This is a genomic window from Mycobacterium lehmannii (genome assembly GCF_001499925.1).
Lineage (GTDB): Bacteria > Actinomycetota > Actinomycetes > Mycobacteriales > Mycobacteriaceae > Mycobacterium > Mycobacterium lehmannii.
Genome location: NZ_LQIR01000056.1, coordinates 88,174 through 102,624, shown reverse-complemented (window position 1 = coordinate 102,624; position 14,451 = coordinate 88,174). Strand labels below are relative to the sequence as shown.

The 14,451-nt window shown below is 67.1% G+C and carries 14 protein-coding genes and 1 pseudogene; 9 read left to right on the top strand and 6 right to left on the bottom strand.

The features are described from left to right. Together cobF and AU192_RS21190 are read right to left on the bottom strand one after the other, a co-directional pair. A complete protein-coding gene (gene cobF / locus AU192_RS21195) occupies nucleotides 1–762 on the bottom strand; it encodes a precorrin-6A synthase (deacetylating) (RefSeq protein ID WP_064399486.1) in 762 nt (253 codons plus the stop codon). Between the two features lie 16 nt (nucleotides 763–778). After that, entirely contained in the window at nucleotides 779–1,831 is a 1,053-nt protein-coding gene (locus tag AU192_RS21190; RefSeq protein ID WP_064399485.1) for a YihY/virulence factor BrkB family protein, read from the bottom strand. Nucleotides 1,832–1,934: 103 nt separating this feature from the next. On the opposite strand from AU192_RS21190, the gene AU192_RS21185 reads away from it, so the two are divergent. Next, nucleotides 1,935–2,843, top strand: a complete 909-nt coding sequence (locus AU192_RS21185) for an AurF N-oxygenase family protein (protein ID WP_064399484.1) — start codon at nucleotides 1,935–1,937, stop codon at nucleotides 2,841–2,843. Beyond that, a complete protein-coding gene (locus tag AU192_RS21180; protein WP_242656991.1) occupies nucleotides 2,840–3,112 on the top strand; it encodes a DUF4873 domain-containing protein in 273 nt (90 codons plus the stop codon). The genes AU192_RS21185 and AU192_RS21180 overlap by 4 nt, the downstream gene beginning before the upstream one ends. A gap of 52 nt (nucleotides 3,113–3,164) precedes the next feature. On the opposite strand, the gene AU192_RS21175 is transcribed toward AU192_RS21180, so the two are convergent. Further along, a complete protein-coding gene (locus AU192_RS21175) occupies nucleotides 3,165–3,431 on the bottom strand; it encodes a DUF4235 domain-containing protein (RefSeq protein WP_064399482.1) in 267 nt (88 codons plus the stop codon). 66 nt (nucleotides 3,432–3,497) lie between these two features. Here AU192_RS21175 and AU192_RS21170 point away from each other — a divergent pair, with 66 nt between their 5' ends. From AU192_RS21170 to AU192_RS21155, 4 genes and pseudogenes are all read left to right on the top strand, one after another. Next, entirely contained in the window at nucleotides 3,498–4,364 is an 867-nt protein-coding gene (locus tag AU192_RS21170; protein WP_064399481.1) for an LLM class flavin-dependent oxidoreductase, read from the top strand. A 69-nt stretch (nucleotides 4,365–4,433) separates the two neighbouring features. Continuing rightward, a complete protein-coding gene (locus AU192_RS21165; RefSeq protein WP_064399480.1) occupies nucleotides 4,434–5,453 on the top strand; it encodes a chemotaxis protein CheB in 1,020 nt (339 codons plus the stop codon). A gap of 34 nt (nucleotides 5,454–5,487) precedes the next feature. Then, nucleotides 5,488–6,207: pseudogene (locus AU192_RS21160) on the top strand (sulfate transporter). Between the two features lie 89 nt (nucleotides 6,208–6,296). Further along, nucleotides 6,297–8,096 (top strand): CheR family methyltransferase, encoded by a 1,800-nt coding sequence (locus tag AU192_RS21155; protein ID WP_064399607.1) that lies wholly within the window; start codon nucleotides 6,297–6,299, stop codon nucleotides 8,094–8,096. Here AU192_RS21155 and AU192_RS21150 read toward each other — a convergent pair. After that, entirely contained in the window at nucleotides 8,093–8,494 is a 402-nt protein-coding gene (locus tag AU192_RS21150) for a hypothetical protein (protein WP_064399479.1), read from the bottom strand. The two genes, AU192_RS21155 and AU192_RS21150, sit on opposite strands and share 4 nt — an antisense overlap. 61 nt (nucleotides 8,495–8,555) lie before the next feature. Next, nucleotides 8,556–9,557, bottom strand: a complete 1,002-nt coding sequence (locus tag AU192_RS21145) for an AraC family transcriptional regulator (protein ID WP_242656990.1) — start codon at nucleotides 9,555–9,557, stop codon at nucleotides 8,556–8,558. Between the two features lie 241 nt (nucleotides 9,558–9,798). On the opposite strand from AU192_RS21145, the gene AU192_RS26170 reads away from it, so the two are divergent. Both AU192_RS26170 and AU192_RS21140 read left to right on the top strand, forming a co-directional pair. Continuing rightward, nucleotides 9,799–9,924, top strand: coding sequence for a hypothetical protein (locus AU192_RS26170; RefSeq protein ID WP_278183973.1), 126 nt, complete (start codon nucleotides 9,799–9,801; stop codon nucleotides 9,922–9,924). 57 nt (nucleotides 9,925–9,981) lie between these two features. Then, nucleotides 9,982–10,593: an FHA domain-containing protein gene (locus tag AU192_RS21140; RefSeq protein ID WP_064399478.1), complete on the top strand. Its 612-nt coding sequence runs from the start codon at nucleotides 9,982–9,984 to the stop codon at nucleotides 10,591–10,593. Here AU192_RS21140 and AU192_RS21135 read toward each other — a convergent pair. Further along, the gene (locus AU192_RS21135; protein WP_064399477.1) at nucleotides 10,586–13,585 is read right to left on the bottom strand and encodes a serine/threonine-protein kinase; all 3,000 of its coding nucleotides are present in this window, start codon (nucleotides 13,583–13,585) and stop codon (nucleotides 10,586–10,588) included. The two genes, AU192_RS21140 and AU192_RS21135, sit on opposite strands and share 8 nt — an antisense overlap. 196 nt (nucleotides 13,586–13,781) lie before the next feature. Here AU192_RS21135 and AU192_RS21130 point away from each other — a divergent pair, with 196 nt between their 5' ends. Next, a complete protein-coding gene (locus tag AU192_RS21130; protein ID WP_064399476.1) occupies nucleotides 13,782–14,429 on the top strand; it encodes a VOC family protein in 648 nt (215 codons plus the stop codon). Nucleotides 14,430–14,451 lie beyond the last annotated feature (22 nt).

Sequence of the window (14,451 nt, the reverse complement as noted above, 5' to 3'; positions counted from 1 at the left end):
TTAAGCGGAACTCTCCGACCGCAGCAGGTAGGTGTCCATGATCCAGCCGTGACGCTGCCGCGCGTCGGCGCGCATCCGAGCGATCTCGTCGCCGACATCGCCGACGGTGCCCGCCATCAGCAACTCGTCGGGTGTACCGAGATAGGCGCCCCACCAGATGCGGGTTTCGGGCGGGCACGTCAGAAACGAACAGTCGGCGTCGAGCATCACCACCGCGCTCCCGGTCAGGCCGTGGTCGCGCAGTTGTCTGCCGGTGGTGACCAGCACCGGTTCGCCGACGTCGTTGAGCGGGATGCGATGTCGCGCGGTGAGCGCCTGGATCGCGGTGATACCCGGGATGACGTCGTAGTCGATGTCGACATGCGTCGCGACGGTGTCCAGGATGCGCAGTGTGCTGTCGTAGAGCGAGGGATCCCCCCACGCGAGGAAGCCGCCAACGCCGTCGGGCGCGAGTTCGTTCTCGATCGCGTCGGCCCATAGCCGCGCTCGCGCGGCGTGCCAGTCGGCCACCGCTTGCCGGTACGCCGGGCCGTCCGGGACGTCTCTGACCCGCGGCGGGTCGGACAGCTCGACGAAGCGGTATCCCGGCTCGCGGATGAAGCGTTGGCAGATGTGCCGCCGCAGCGCCACCAGGTCCTCCTTCGTTGATCCCTTGTCCATGGCGAAGAACACCTGAGTGTCGTTGAGCGCGGCCACCGCTTGGGCCGTGACGTGGTCGGGGTCGCCCGCGCCGATGCCGATGACGTGAATTCGACGGGTCACGCCCGCGAGTATGCCTTCAGTGTTTGCGGCCGCGGGACAGACGTAGCCGCCTCGCCCGCTTGGCATCCTTCTTCTCGGCGGCCTCCTCCTTGCGTATGTTGTGGTCGTCCTTCGGTGGTAGCTGCAGCTCGTGCTCTGCGGGCAGACCGGCCTGCAGTTGACGGCCTCGCTCGACCTCGGCGTCCACCTCCGCGCCGAACAGCAGCGCCAGGTTCGTGATCCACAACCACAGAAGGAACACGATGACACCGGCCAACGCGCCGTACGTCTTGTTGTAGCTGCCGAAGTTGGCCACGTAGAGCCCGAACCCCAGCGACGCGAGGAGCCACACGACGATCGCAAGCGCCGCGCCCCCGCTGATCCATCGGAATCTCGGCTGCTGGACGTTGGGGGTGACGTAATACAGGATCGCGACCCCAAGCACGACGAAGAGCAGGATCAGCGGCCACCGAACCACGTTCCACGCCGTGACCGCCGCATCGCCCAACCCGATCGCATCGCCGAGCGCCTGGGCCACCGGTCCGCTGACCGCGAGCATGAAAACCACGGCGGCCGCCATCACCAGGCCGATCAGCGTCAGTAGCAGCTGCAGCGGTCGCAGCTTCCACACCGGTCGGCCCTCGTCGATTTCGTAGATGCGGTTCATCGCGCGACCGAACGCACCGACGTAACCCGACGCGGTCCACAACGCACCCACGATGCCCGCCACCAACGCGAATCCGGCCGTAGGCGCATTGACGAGTTGTTCGATCGTCGGCCGCAGGGTGTCCAACGCCGACGCGGGCGCCACATCCGAGGCGATGTCGAGCAGCGCGTCCACCGTGCGCCTGCCCTGCCCGAACACGCCCAGCAACGACACCATGACCACCAGCGCGGGGAAGATCGACAGCACTGCGTAGTAGGTCAGCGCCGCGGCCAGGTCCGTGCACTCGTCTTTTTGGAACTCGCGTACCGCCTTGCGCATCGAATACAGCAGGGACGGCCGGGTGAGATCGGTCGGCGACTCGGGTTTGCGGGGATCGTCCGGGTCAGGTGCCTGAGCGGTCCTGTCGTCCTCGTCGGTGCGCATACCACCCGATACCCCGGCCCGCTCCCGGCAAACGCAACCGTTACCGCAAGTATCCGGTACCGCAGGTATTGACTGCTCGGCCCGGGCTGCCTACCTTGAATCCATGACGACTCCGGTCAGCAGCTCCCGCCCGACGCGCGAAAACTTCGCCGAACGCCTGCTCAAGGGCTCGGCCAAGAAGTCCTATGCCCCCGCCGTCGACATCGACTGGGACGCGCCCATGGACCCCGACAAATTCTTCCTGCCGCCGCACACCGTGACCCTCTTCGGCACGCCGATCTGGGACGCCATGACCCGCGAGCAGCAGATCGAGCTGTCCCGTCAGGAATTGGTGAACATTCTCTCGGCGGGAATCTGGTTCGAGAACATCCTGAATCAGGCGCTGTTGCGCGATCTGATGCACAAGGATGTGACAGCGTCGTCGACGCACTACTCCCTCACCGAACTGGGCGACGAAACGCGCCACATGGTCATGTTCGGCAAGGTGATCGAACGGATCGGCGCAGAGCCGGTACAGCCCCGCCGGTACCAGCGGATGATCATCAACGCGCTGCCACTGCTGTTCCGTGGACCGATCCTGTGGGGTGCAGCGTTGGTCGGCGAGGAGATTTTCGACGCGTTGCAACGCCAGATTCTGGAGGACCCCGACCTGCAGCCAATCGTCCTGCGCCTCATGCGCATTCACGTGACCGAGGAGGCGCGCCACATCCAGTACGCGCGCGACGGATTGCGCCGGACCAGACCGCACATGGGTGTTGTCCAGCGGTTCGTCATGAGCAACCTGCACGGGGTCGGCGGGCCGTTCTACCGCTACCTGCTGACCATTCCCGTCCCGTACCGGCGCGTCGGGCTCGACCCCCGTGCCGCGCGGCGGGTCGCACGGGCCAACAAGCACCATCGCGATGCCAAGGTCGCCGGCTTCGCACCGCTGGCAGCGTTCTTCGAAGACGTCGGCTTGATGGGACCGATCGCGCGCCGGATGTGGCGGCGCAGCGGGTTTTTGCCGCGGTGACCGAGCTGTACGACGGGGTTGCGGCCGTACGCATGCACGACACGGATCATGACGTACGGGTGCGCCTGACCGGTCACCTCGATCCGATCGACGGCCGATACCACTGGCGCGGAACGGTTTTCGACCTGCCATCCGATATGCGGCTGCCCCAGGCTGTGCGCATCTCGATCCATGACCGCACTGCCGAGGGGCAGCTGACCGAGGTGACGCCGTGGGGCACGCACTCCGTTACGGGCGTAGGCACGCCGCCGTACCCGTTGAACGGCTAGGCCGGCGCAACCGTGCCACCATCGCGTCCGCGACGAGCCCGGTCACTGACGATTACTCGGGGTTCTCGTTGGTCAGCGCCTGGAAGCTCTTCGCCTGGCCGCGCGCCAGCGCCGCACGCACCACGCCGACGAGCAGGCCCTGTATCGCGGCGGCGATGAAGACCTCTCGCGTCGAGCGGCTGAGGTCCTCTGGATCCGGCTCTTCGTCGTCCGGGTGCATCCGTTGCCAGATCTCGGTGAAGATCTTGCCGGCGATCAGACCGCCCGCGACGGCGCTCATCATCGACAGGGGCTTGTACATAGCTTTGGCCGCACTCACGGCGTCCAGATTCCCGATGCGCCAATACCTAAACCAGAAACTAGAACACGTTCTAGTATTTTCCGTGTGCGGTTCACCTATGCCGAAGCGATGACCGATCCGACGTTCTACATTCCACTGGCGCAGGCCGCGGAGGCGGCGGGCTATCACGCGATGACGATCGCCGACAGCCTCGCCTACCCGTTCGAGTCGGACTCCAGATACCCCTATACCCCGGACGGAAGCCGAGAGTTCCTCGACGGGAAGTCGTTCATCGAGGCGTTCGTGCTCGCAGGCGCGCTGAGCGCGGTCACCAGCACGCTGCGGTTCAACTTCTTCGTCCTCAAGCTCCCGATCCGGCCGCCGGCGCTGGTCGCCAAACAGGCCGGCTCGCTGGCGGCGCTGTTCGGGAACCGTCTCGGCCTGGGGGTCGGCACCAGCCCGTGGCCCGAGGATTACGAGCTGATGGACGTGCCGTTCGCCAGGCGCGGCAAGCGCATGGACGAGTGCATCGAGATCATCAGGGGCCTGACCACCGGCGAGTACTTCGAGTTCCACGGCGAGTTCTACGACATCCCCAAAACGAAGATGACACCGGCGCCCACCGAACCGATCCCGATTCTCATCGGCGGGCACGCCGACGCAGCGCTCAAGCGGGCCGCGCGCAACGACGGCTGGATGCACGGCGGTGGCGACGCCGAGGAGCTGGACCGACTCCTCAAGCAGCTCAGGCAGTTTCGCGAAGACGAAGGCCGTATCGGGCCGTTCGAGATTCACGTGATCTCCGCCGACGCGTACACGCCCGACGGCATCAAACGACTCGAAGACAAAGGCGTCACCGACGTCATCGTCGGGTTCCGGATGCCCTACATCATTGGACCCGACGCGGAACCGCTCGACACCAAGATCCGACACCTGGAGAAGTTCGCCGAGAAGGTCATCGGCAAGCTTTGACGAGCACGCACTGCAGCTCGCGAGGCGCGAAAGGGGTTACCGAGCGGCACCTGGGGTAACCCTCAATCAATGCCCTCCGAAGTCGATCAGCTCAACGGCGCACCCCACGGTGTGGTGGTGGTCGGCGCATCGGCCGGCGGCGTCGAAGCGCTGACCCAGCTCGCCGCCAACCTGCCTGAAGACCTTCCGTACGCCGTCCTCGTCACGTTGCACATGCCCGCGTCAGCGCCCAGCGTCCTCGCCAGGATCATCGACCGCGCCGGGCCGCTGTCGGCAATGACCGCCACCGACGGCGAAGCGCTCAAGCCGGGCCAAATCCACGTCGCCGTCCCCGACAGGCATCTTTTGGTCTACGACCACCGCGTGATGCTCTCGGAGGGACCGACCGAGAACGGTCACCGTCCCGCGATCAACGCGTTGTTCCGCTCGGCGGCCCTGCACTACGGACCGCGTTCGATCGGCGTCGTGCTGTCCGGTGTACTGGACGACGGGGTGCTCGGCGCGGCGGCGATCCGCTCCCGCGGCGGCATCACCGTCGTGCAGGACCCCGACGACGCGCTGTTTCCGGGTATGCCGCACAACGCGTTGCGGGCGGGCGCAGTCGACCACCGCGCCCCAGCCAGGGAAATCGGCGCCTTGCTCTCCCGACTGTCCGAAAGAGATATCCAGGAGCGGGATATGGAACCCGATTCTTCTATGGAACTGGAGAACCGAATCGCCATGGGTACCAAGTTCTCCACATCCTTTGATTCCGAGGCGCTCGGCCCCCCGTCGGGCTACACGTGCCCCGACTGCAACGGCTCGCTGTCCGCGATGGGCGAGCAGAGTTTCCGGTGCCAGGTCGGCCACGCCTGGACCGCCGACGCCCTGCTCAGCGCGCGCGACGAGGAGATCGACGGCGCGCTGTGGGTCGCCCTGCGAAGCCTGCAGGAGAAGGCGAAGCTGTCACGCCGGATGGCCGACAACGCCGGGCCGGGCATGATCGCCGACCGTTACAACGAATGGGCCGACGAGGCCGAGCACGCGATGGAGGTGCTCGGCAAGCGGCTTTCAGAGGCGAGAACCTCCACGGGTGGACCCGGTGCATGATGACCACTCCGACGTTCTGAGCGTCTCGACGAGCATGGTGCGTGCTGCGGCGGTACTGACGCCGCGCGGCGTCCTCGACAGCAGCACCTATCGGCCGCTACGCGACCGGATCATCAAGGCGGCCGTGGACGAACCTCGCGCGGTCATCGTCGACGTCACCGATCTTCAGGTGCCGGCCGAATCGGCGTGGGTGGTGTTCACCAGCGCACGGTGGCACGTCGACCGCTGGCCGTCGGTGCCGATCATGTTGGTCTGCGAACACCTCGCAGGCCGCTCAGTGATCGCCCGCAACGGCGTGACACGCTACGTCTCCGTCTACCCCACGGTCTAGGCGGCGCTGGGAGACCTGGCGCGGTCCGGTCCACCCACTCTGCGACGCCGCGCCCGCGCGCAGTTACCCGCCTCGTCGGCCAGTTTGCAGCGCTCGCGCCAACTGGTCGGCGAATGGCTGTCGGCGTGGTCGCACCCCGAGATGATCCCGGTGGCGAAAGTGGTCGTCACCGCGCTCGTCGAGAACGTGTTACGCCACACCGAGAGCGAACCCGGCCTGCGGATGGAGTTCGACGGCGCCAAAGTCACCGTCGCCGTCGAGGACGCCAGCAACCGTCCCGCCGGGGTGCGCGAACGCCCGGCGGCCCAGGGGCCGCCTTCCGGTCTGCGAATCCTCACCTCGCTCTGCCGGGCCTGGGGTAACGCGCCGACGACATCGGGGAAAACTGTGTGGGCGGTGATCGGTCCGGAGAACGTCCTGTAGTGGGTATGTTCGGAAGCGGTTGACACTCGGCGGACGGGATTCGGTTGAACGAGAAGTCAGAAGAGGCCTTCGAATCGCTTCTTCGCCACATGCGCGATGCCCGAGGGTTCGACTTCACCGGGTACAAGCGGGCGTCGCTGATGCGGCGCGTCCGCCACCGAATGGATCAAACCGGCTTTCAGACGTTCGAGGAGTATCTGGACTTCCTGCAGGCCAGCTCCGACGAATTCGCCGCGCTTTTCAACACGATCCTGATCAACGTGACCGCCTTCTTCCGCGATCCCCCCGCGTGGGAGTTCCTGCAAGCCGAAGTCGTGCCCTCGATTCTGGCCGAGCGGGGTCCCAGCGATCCGGTGCGGGTGTGGAGCGCCGGTTGCGCATCGGGGCAGGAGGCGTACACGCTGGCGATGGTCTTGTCGGAAGCCATGGGCCCAGACAACTTCCGGCAGCGGGTCAAGATCTACGCCACCGACATCGACGAGCAGGCGCTGACCGAAGCCCGTGCGGGCACTTACGACGCCAAAGCCGTCGAGTCCGTGCCTCCGGAACTGCTGGATCGCTACTTCGAGTCGGTCAATGGGCGCTACGTCTTCCGCAAGGACCTGCGTAGGGCGGTGATCTTCGGCCGCAACGATCTGGTCAAGGATGCGCCGATCTCGCGGATCGATCTGCTGGTGTGTCGCAACACGCTGATGTACCTCAACGCCGAAACCCAGCGAAACGTGTTGAGCCGCTTGCACTATGCGCTCGCGCCGCAGGGCACGATGTTCCTCGGGCACGCCGAGATGCTGCTGACCCACAGTGATCGCTTCACACCGGTCGACCTGAAGTACCGGATCTTCCGCAAGGCCGCCGGCTCACACGTCGGCAACGACCGCTATGACAACGGTGGGGCGATGTACGACCGACACGGTGAGCTTCCCGGCCTGGATCCGGTCCGCGAACTGGCGTTCCGCGCAAGCCCCGTCGCCCAGATCGTCGTCACTGGCGACGACACCGTCGCCATGATCAACCAGCAGGCCGAGACGACGTTCGGTCTGTCGGCACGCGACATCGGCCGTCTTCTGCGCGACCTCGAGGTGTCCTATCGGCCCGTCGAACTTCGGGCTTACCTCGAGCAGGCCAAGGTCGAACGGCGATCGGCGCGCATACCCGACGTGCAGTGGCAGCGTCCAGGGGCAGAGACCGTCTGGTTCGAGATCCATGTCAACCCGCTGGTCGATGGCGAGAACGGGTTGCTCGGCGTGTCGATCGTGTTTTTCGACGTGACCACGACCAAAGGGTTGTTCGACAAATTGATGCAGACCAACCGCCAGCTCGAGTCTGCGTACGAGGAGCTGCAGTCGACCAACGAAGAGTTGGAGACCACCAACGAGGAACTGCAGTCGACGGTCGAGGAACTGGAGACCACCAACGAGGAACTCCAGTCCACCAACGAAGAACTCGAGACCATGAACGAGGAGCTGCAGTCGACCAATGACGAACTGCACACGATCAACGACACGCTGCGCGAGCGCGGCGTCGAGCTCAACGACGCCAAGGCGTTCCTCGACGCGCTGATCAACTCCATCCATCTCGGCATGGTGGTGGTGGATCGCGAGATGCGGGTGCTGGTGTGGAACCGCGGTTGTGAGGAGCTCTGGGGCCTGCGAGCGGACGAGACGAAGGGAAAGCTGCTGGGATCGCTGGACATCGGCCTGCCCACCGAGGAGATCAAGCCACTGATCGGGAAGGCGTTCGTCGACGCCGACGTCACCGCCGATGCCGTGGTGGATGCCGTCAACCGTCGCGGCCGGGCCACGCGGATTCGCCTTTCCTGCGCGGCCTTTCGGTCCGATGAGGACGCGGTGAACGGCGCCTTGCTGTTGATGGAACCACAACAGCGCTAGGACTCCCTTCGGAAATCCTCTTCTTCGCGTTCGAGTTCGGACAGACGAGCGGCTTCATGGCGGCGGGCTTCCTCGCGGTGGTGTTCGGCGGCGTCCTGATGGGCCTCCCCGTTGCCGTCCCCGGCCAGCAGAGCCGCCTGCTCGTGGGCGGCGGCGGCGCGCATGTGGGCGCGTTCGGCCTCCCGGTGCCGATCGGCGGCGGCACGATGGGCGCGTCGGGCCCGGTCGAGGGACTGCTCCGCCCGCTTACGGGCCTGCGCAACCGCCTGTGAGTCGACGGAGACGCCGTGCTCCAGGTCGGCACGGCGCCGTCGCAGCTCCTCCGCGCGGGTACGGGCCAAACCGGCACGTTCCTCGGCCGAGTAGGGGACCGATTCGTTCGGATTCGTGGTGCTCATCGCCCCTCCCGCAGCAGGTCAACGTCGCTAACAACGATACGTCGCCGGGTCGATGAGGCACTCAGCCGCGCAAGGTCGTGTGCGGGCTCTGGCCGTAGGTTTGGCGGTACAGCACCGCGAACCGCCCGGTGTGGGCGAAGCCCCAGCGGGCGGCGATCTCGGTGACCGTGGAGTGCGACCGGTCGCCGGCGACCAGTTCCTGGTGCGCGTAGTGCAGCCGTAGGCGGCGTAGGTACTGCAGCGGCGTGGTCTCTAGATGCTTGCGGAACATGTACTGCACGGCGCGCGGGGTGAGGTGAACGGCCTCAGCGATATCGGCCAGCGCGATGTCGTGGGAGACGTGGGCGTCCATGTACTCCATCGCGCGACGCAGCATGACCGGCTTGTGCGCCGTGTCGTCGTCGGGTTCCGGGTCGGCCACCGCGCTGTTGGGAAACGTCGCGAGTGTGATCGACGCCAGCAGCCGGCTGACAGATCCGAGAACCAAAGGAGTGGCCGTACTGTCGTGGGCGAGCACTCCGTCGCTGATGTAGGTGACGGTGTTCTTCCACAGTTCGGCGGCGGCGGCATCGAGCGGCGCGAAACTCCGGAAGCGGATCGGCAGCGGAGCCTGGCTGGCAGGCAGACCGGTCGCCACCCCCGACACCGTCGCCGGGTCCAGCAACACCGCAGTCCCCCGAAGCCCGTCCCCACTTGCGCGGAAGGGCAGGTGGGGTTGACTCAGCACCGCCACGTCGCCGGCTCCGGCCTCGCTGACCAATCCGTCGGACGTCGTCGCGACGCGCCCGCTGTCCGGCCAGATCACGGCCACCTTGTTCAGGGGGTCCGGCCCGAATTCGACATGACCCGCGATGGACAGCTTGTCGATTGTCAGTGGGCCGACGGTGGTACGACGATGGGTCAGCAGCGGCACTTCCCGGTGCACGGTCGGCTTGTTGGTCAGCCGCAGGCAGACGCCGTAGGCATCCTCCAAGAACTCGCCGGCATCCGCGGCGTCGTCGATCTCGACCTGTGTTCGTTCGGGTCGGTGTAGTTGAACGGTTTGAGTGCTGATCGTGCTCACCTCGTCCAAGGTGAGTTTGGAAAGAGCTGCCTGCTCAGCCCCCATTGCTCCGAGGCTACCCACTGGCTGCGCGTTCGACACCTCGGCACGCTTGCCTTCAGGACAAGATCTGTCTTGGGACGGCCGAGATCTGGCGTGGCGGCCATTCTCCTGCGTCGACGCGATCTCGACCATCGATCCGCAGTGGTCACAGCGATCCGAGAGGTGCGACCACCCCCCAAAGCGGACGTGGGCGAGGCTGATGGCACCGGTCGCGCCGGCGCCGCGGGGACGCCAACGCAGCGAATGGCCCTGGCCGCCGCTGTTCGAGTCGGCCCAGGCCAAGCGGGTCATCCGCGCCTACAAGAAGTTCACGAATCGGCCGTGAGCGTTCGTCGACCGGGGACTTCCTGTCTGGGCCAGAATTGCCTGGATAGGAGGTCCCATGTCGTCTCACCTGGAAATCTCGAGACCCTCGGGGCGGGAGCTGGTGCCGCTGAGTGGTCAGCGCGTGACGCTCGGCAAGGCCTCCACCAACGCGGTGTCACTCGAGCACGACGAGACCGTCTCACGGTTGCACGCCGTCCTCGAGAACCTCGGATTCGCCTGGTCCATAAGGGATCTCGGAAGCCGCAACGGAACCTACCTCAACGGCGAGCGAATCAGCGCCGAACGCGTGCTGCGGTCCGGTGACGAGGTGCGTCTCGGCAAGTCGCGTTTGGTGTTCTGGGAGGTGAGGGACAGCGGGGACGGCAAGCTCGACGAGGAGACGGTGACCGCCCAGGCCGTCGAGCCCCCGCCGCGGCTGACCCGCCGCGAACTCGACGTGCTCGTCGTGTTGTGCCGGCCGCTGGTTTCCGACGACCCGTTCCCCGAACCCGCGTCGGTGCGCCGGATGGCGGGCGAACTGTTCGTCACCGAGGCCGCGGTCAAACAGCATCTGCAGAATCTCTACGACAAGTTCGCCATCCCCGCCGAAGGCGATCGTCGGGTCCGGCTGGCCAACGAGGCGCTTCGGCGCGGCGCCGTCACCCTCGCACAACTGCGCGCTACGTGAAGTCGAGGGCCTCCACGGTGGCGACGGGTCCCTCGTGGGTCGGCCGGTCGGCACCGCCGATGCAGTACACCGTCGAACCGACGGCGGCCACCACCTGGCCGTGCACCGGAGTCCCGATGGGCGCCACCGTCGTCCACTTGCCGTTGGCGATGTCGTACATCTCGACCGTCGCCAGCACGCGCGTCGGCTCCTCTCCGCCCACCGCGACGATCCGGCCGTCGATGTAGGCGGCGCCGAAGCTTCCGCGGGCAGACGGCATGTCCGTCAGCTTCTCCCACTCTCCCGACGACGGATCGAACCGCTCGAAGGCGGCGGTGTTCTCGTCAGCGCTCAGTGACCGCCCGCCCACGGCGTAGACATAGCGGTCGTCGGATACCGCGGCCAGATGCTCACGCGCGGTGGGCATGTCGGCGGCCTGAGTCCAGGATTCACCGTCGAACACTTCCGTCGGCACGACGAGCTCTTTGTCGCTCTGCCCGCCGACGACCACCAGCTTGTCGCCGACGACGGCAGCCGCCGCGCCGGCACGGCCGTGCTGCAGAGCGGGAAGTTCGGTCCACTTGCCGTCGCGCAGTGCGAACACCTTGTCCGATGGCTCCCCGATGTTGTCGGTGGCGCCTCCGAGGACGACGACCTCCCCCTTGTAGGTGGCGGCTGTCGCGTGGTGCAGCCCGATCGGCAGCGACGGGGCGGGCTGCCAATCCTCCGTCTGCGCGTCGAAAGTCTCGACGGTGTCGAGGGTCTCGCCCTCACGGATACCGCCTGCAATCCAGATCTTGTCGTCGAGCACCGTCCACGCCATCATCAACCGCGCCGTCGGAGCATCCGGGAGCGCCCGCCACTGCGCTGCCGGCTGCGGTTGGCGTGCAGGAAGTTTCAGCGACTCCGCCGACGAGGTGATCTTGCCGTCGCCGGCGCCCGTCGAGCCGCCGATCGCGTACACGCGACTGCCCACCGCGGCCACCGCCATACCGTGGCGCGCGGTGCCCATGTCGGGCAGACCGGACCAGGTCGTCGTCGACAGATCGAACGCGAGCACGCTCTTGAGCGCTTGCCCTCCGGACATGCCGCCCACCACGACCAACCGGTCGTCGGTGGCCGCGATGTCGAAATCGCTTCGCGCTTCGGGAAGTTCGGGCAGGGCCGTCCAGGTTTCGGCGGCGGGGTCGTACGCTTCGACGGTCGCCACGTCCGCGCTTCCCGTGGTGCCGCCGATCGCGTACACCAGTTTGTCGTCGGACGCCGCGCTCAACATCTGACGCGGGGTCCGGATGGGTGCCCCGAGCTTCCAGGAGGTGCCGTCAAAAACCTCCGTGGTGTTCAGCAGCTTGCCCGCTGCGTCCACTCCGCCGGTGACGACGATCCGGTCACCGACCACGGCGGCGGCCGCGGCGGCCCGCGGTTGTAGCAGCGTCGGCAGTTCCGTCCAGCGACTGTTGACGAGGCGCCACACCCGATCGGTCGCGATCTTCGCGTCGGCCCCTTCCGTGCGCCATCCGCCGAGCACGACCGGGTTCTCCCGCCATGTCACCGCCATCGCGCGCTGCACGGGGACGGGCAGGTCCTCGCCACTTTTCCAGCTGTCGATTGCGGGGTCGTAGCCCTCGTGCCTGCCGCTGACGCGGCCATCGGCGCCGAGGCCGCCGAAGACCCAGATGGTGCCGTCGGCCTCGGTGGCGGCCACCGCGTCGCGGGCGGCGCGCGCGTCGGCGATCGGCCGCCAGGCCGGTTGTGCCTCGGCGGCCTGCGGTGTGGGAGCAGCGGTTTGGTCGCCACCGGAGTCGCGCGTCCAGGCGATCACGAAGACTCCGCTGACCACCAGCAGCAGTACCCCAACGATCGCGCCCGAGACGATCAGGACCCGTTTACGGTTCCGCCGTCTTGGCGGCGCGGCCTCGGATGACTCGGGCCGCACCCCGGGCGGCGTCTGCCAGGGCAGGCTCGTCTGACTGATGGACGCGGTGTGGGCGAACATCCCCGGCTCGGGCAGGGGCCCGGCGGGTTCGCCGGACCCGGCGGGCCGCCGCGGCGGGGCCAGCGGCTCGGGTTGCGCGGATACGGACGGCTCGACGAGCTCCGAGATCGGCACCGCCTGCGTGCCCTCCGGCTGCTCCGGTGGGGCGCTGGGCTCGCCGAGCGCCATCACGTCGGCGGTCAACCCGTTGTTCCGCTGCGCCAACTGCAGTTCATGACCGAAGTCGGCAGCAGAGGCGTAGCGGTCGGCGGGCTCGCGGGCCATCGCCTTCTCCACCACCGCACACACATCGGCGGGGATGCCCTGGGGACGCAGATCCGGTATGGGCGTCGAGGTGATGCGCAGGTAGTGCGCGATGAGATCCTCGTCGTTCTTGCGCTCGTGCGGCGGCTTGCCCGCGATCAGCGCGTAGATCGAGGCGCCAAGCGAGTACACGTCGGCCTCGACGGTCGGTGGGTTGCCCTCGAGAACCTCTGGGGCGGTGTAAGACAGGGTGCCGGTGAAGAAGCCGGTGACCGTCTTGTACCCGCCGGCGATGCGGGCGGTCCCGAAGTCGCTCAGCTGTGGTTCGCCGTAGTCATTGAAGAGCACGTTGGCGGGTTTGATGTCGCGGTGCAGGGTTCCGGTACGGTGCGCGGTTTCCAGTGCGCCGCAGAGCTTCACGCCGATGCGCAGCGCCTCGGGCCAGGCGATGCGGCCCTCGCGCCGCAACCGCTCCGCGAGCGATCCCTCGCGGTGGTACGGCATCACGATGAACGGCCGGTTGCTCTCCGTCACGCCGACTTGCAGGATGTTCACGATGTTCGGGTGCCCGGAGAGCGCACCCATGGCGTAGCCCTCGCGCAGGAACCGTTCCCGGTCGTCGTCGTCGAGATCGGACGCGAGCACCTTGATCGCGACGCTCCGCGCCAGCGACTGTTGATAACAGCGGTAGACGACGCCGCCGCCACCCCGGCCGATCTCGACGGCGTCGGTGAAACCGGCCGCCGCCAATTCAGTCGCTATTCCACCGGCCATGTGCCACCGCCCTCCGGTGAACTGCGGATCGTTCGCTCTCAACGTACCGAGCAAGCGCGCGTTGGACGCGCGATTCCACGGTTCCGAAGGACGTCCATACTGCGGGGTACGGGCGGCAAATACCCCTCGGATTGCGGTGGGTGGGCTTCGTCGCGTGGCGTCGCTCCGCGGCCGGGACGAAGGCCATACTCGAGCGGTGACATCACCCGCCGTCAGAATCGACGAGATCGAGGTCGCCGATCCTGCAGACGCATGGCGTCGGGCCGGTTTCACGATCGACGACGAGATGGTCTGCCGGGTCGGCGGCGTCCGCGTCGGATTTGTCGGCCCCGAGCGCGGTCGCGGCATCGTCGGGTGGTCGTTGTGCGGCTTACCCCCGGACGCCGTGCTCTCCGACGTCGACGGTATCCCGACGTCGAGGTCCAGCGCCGCCGGTGCGACGCCCGCTGAGCACTCGAACGGCGTCACCGCGATCGACCACGTCGTGCTGCTGTCACCCGATCTGGATCGGACCGTTCAGGCGCTCACCGCGATCGGTGTGGCCCCGCGAAGAGAACGCGACGGTGAACTGGGCGGCCGGCCGATCCGCCAGATCTTCTTCCGGTTCGGCGAGGTGATCGTCGAGGCCGTCGGCTCACCGGGCACCACAAGCGAAGCGCCGTCGACTCTGTGGGGGATCACCTACGTCGTTGCCGACATCGACGCGACCGGGGCGTTCTTCGGGGGGCGCACGGGGCCGGTCAAGGACGCGGTACAGCCCGGGCGCCGGATCACCACGCTGCGCCATCAGGAGTTCGGGATGTCGGTCCGGACGGCGTTGATCTCGGCGTCCGCGCGTCGCTGAGTCGACGTCTCGGGCTCGACGC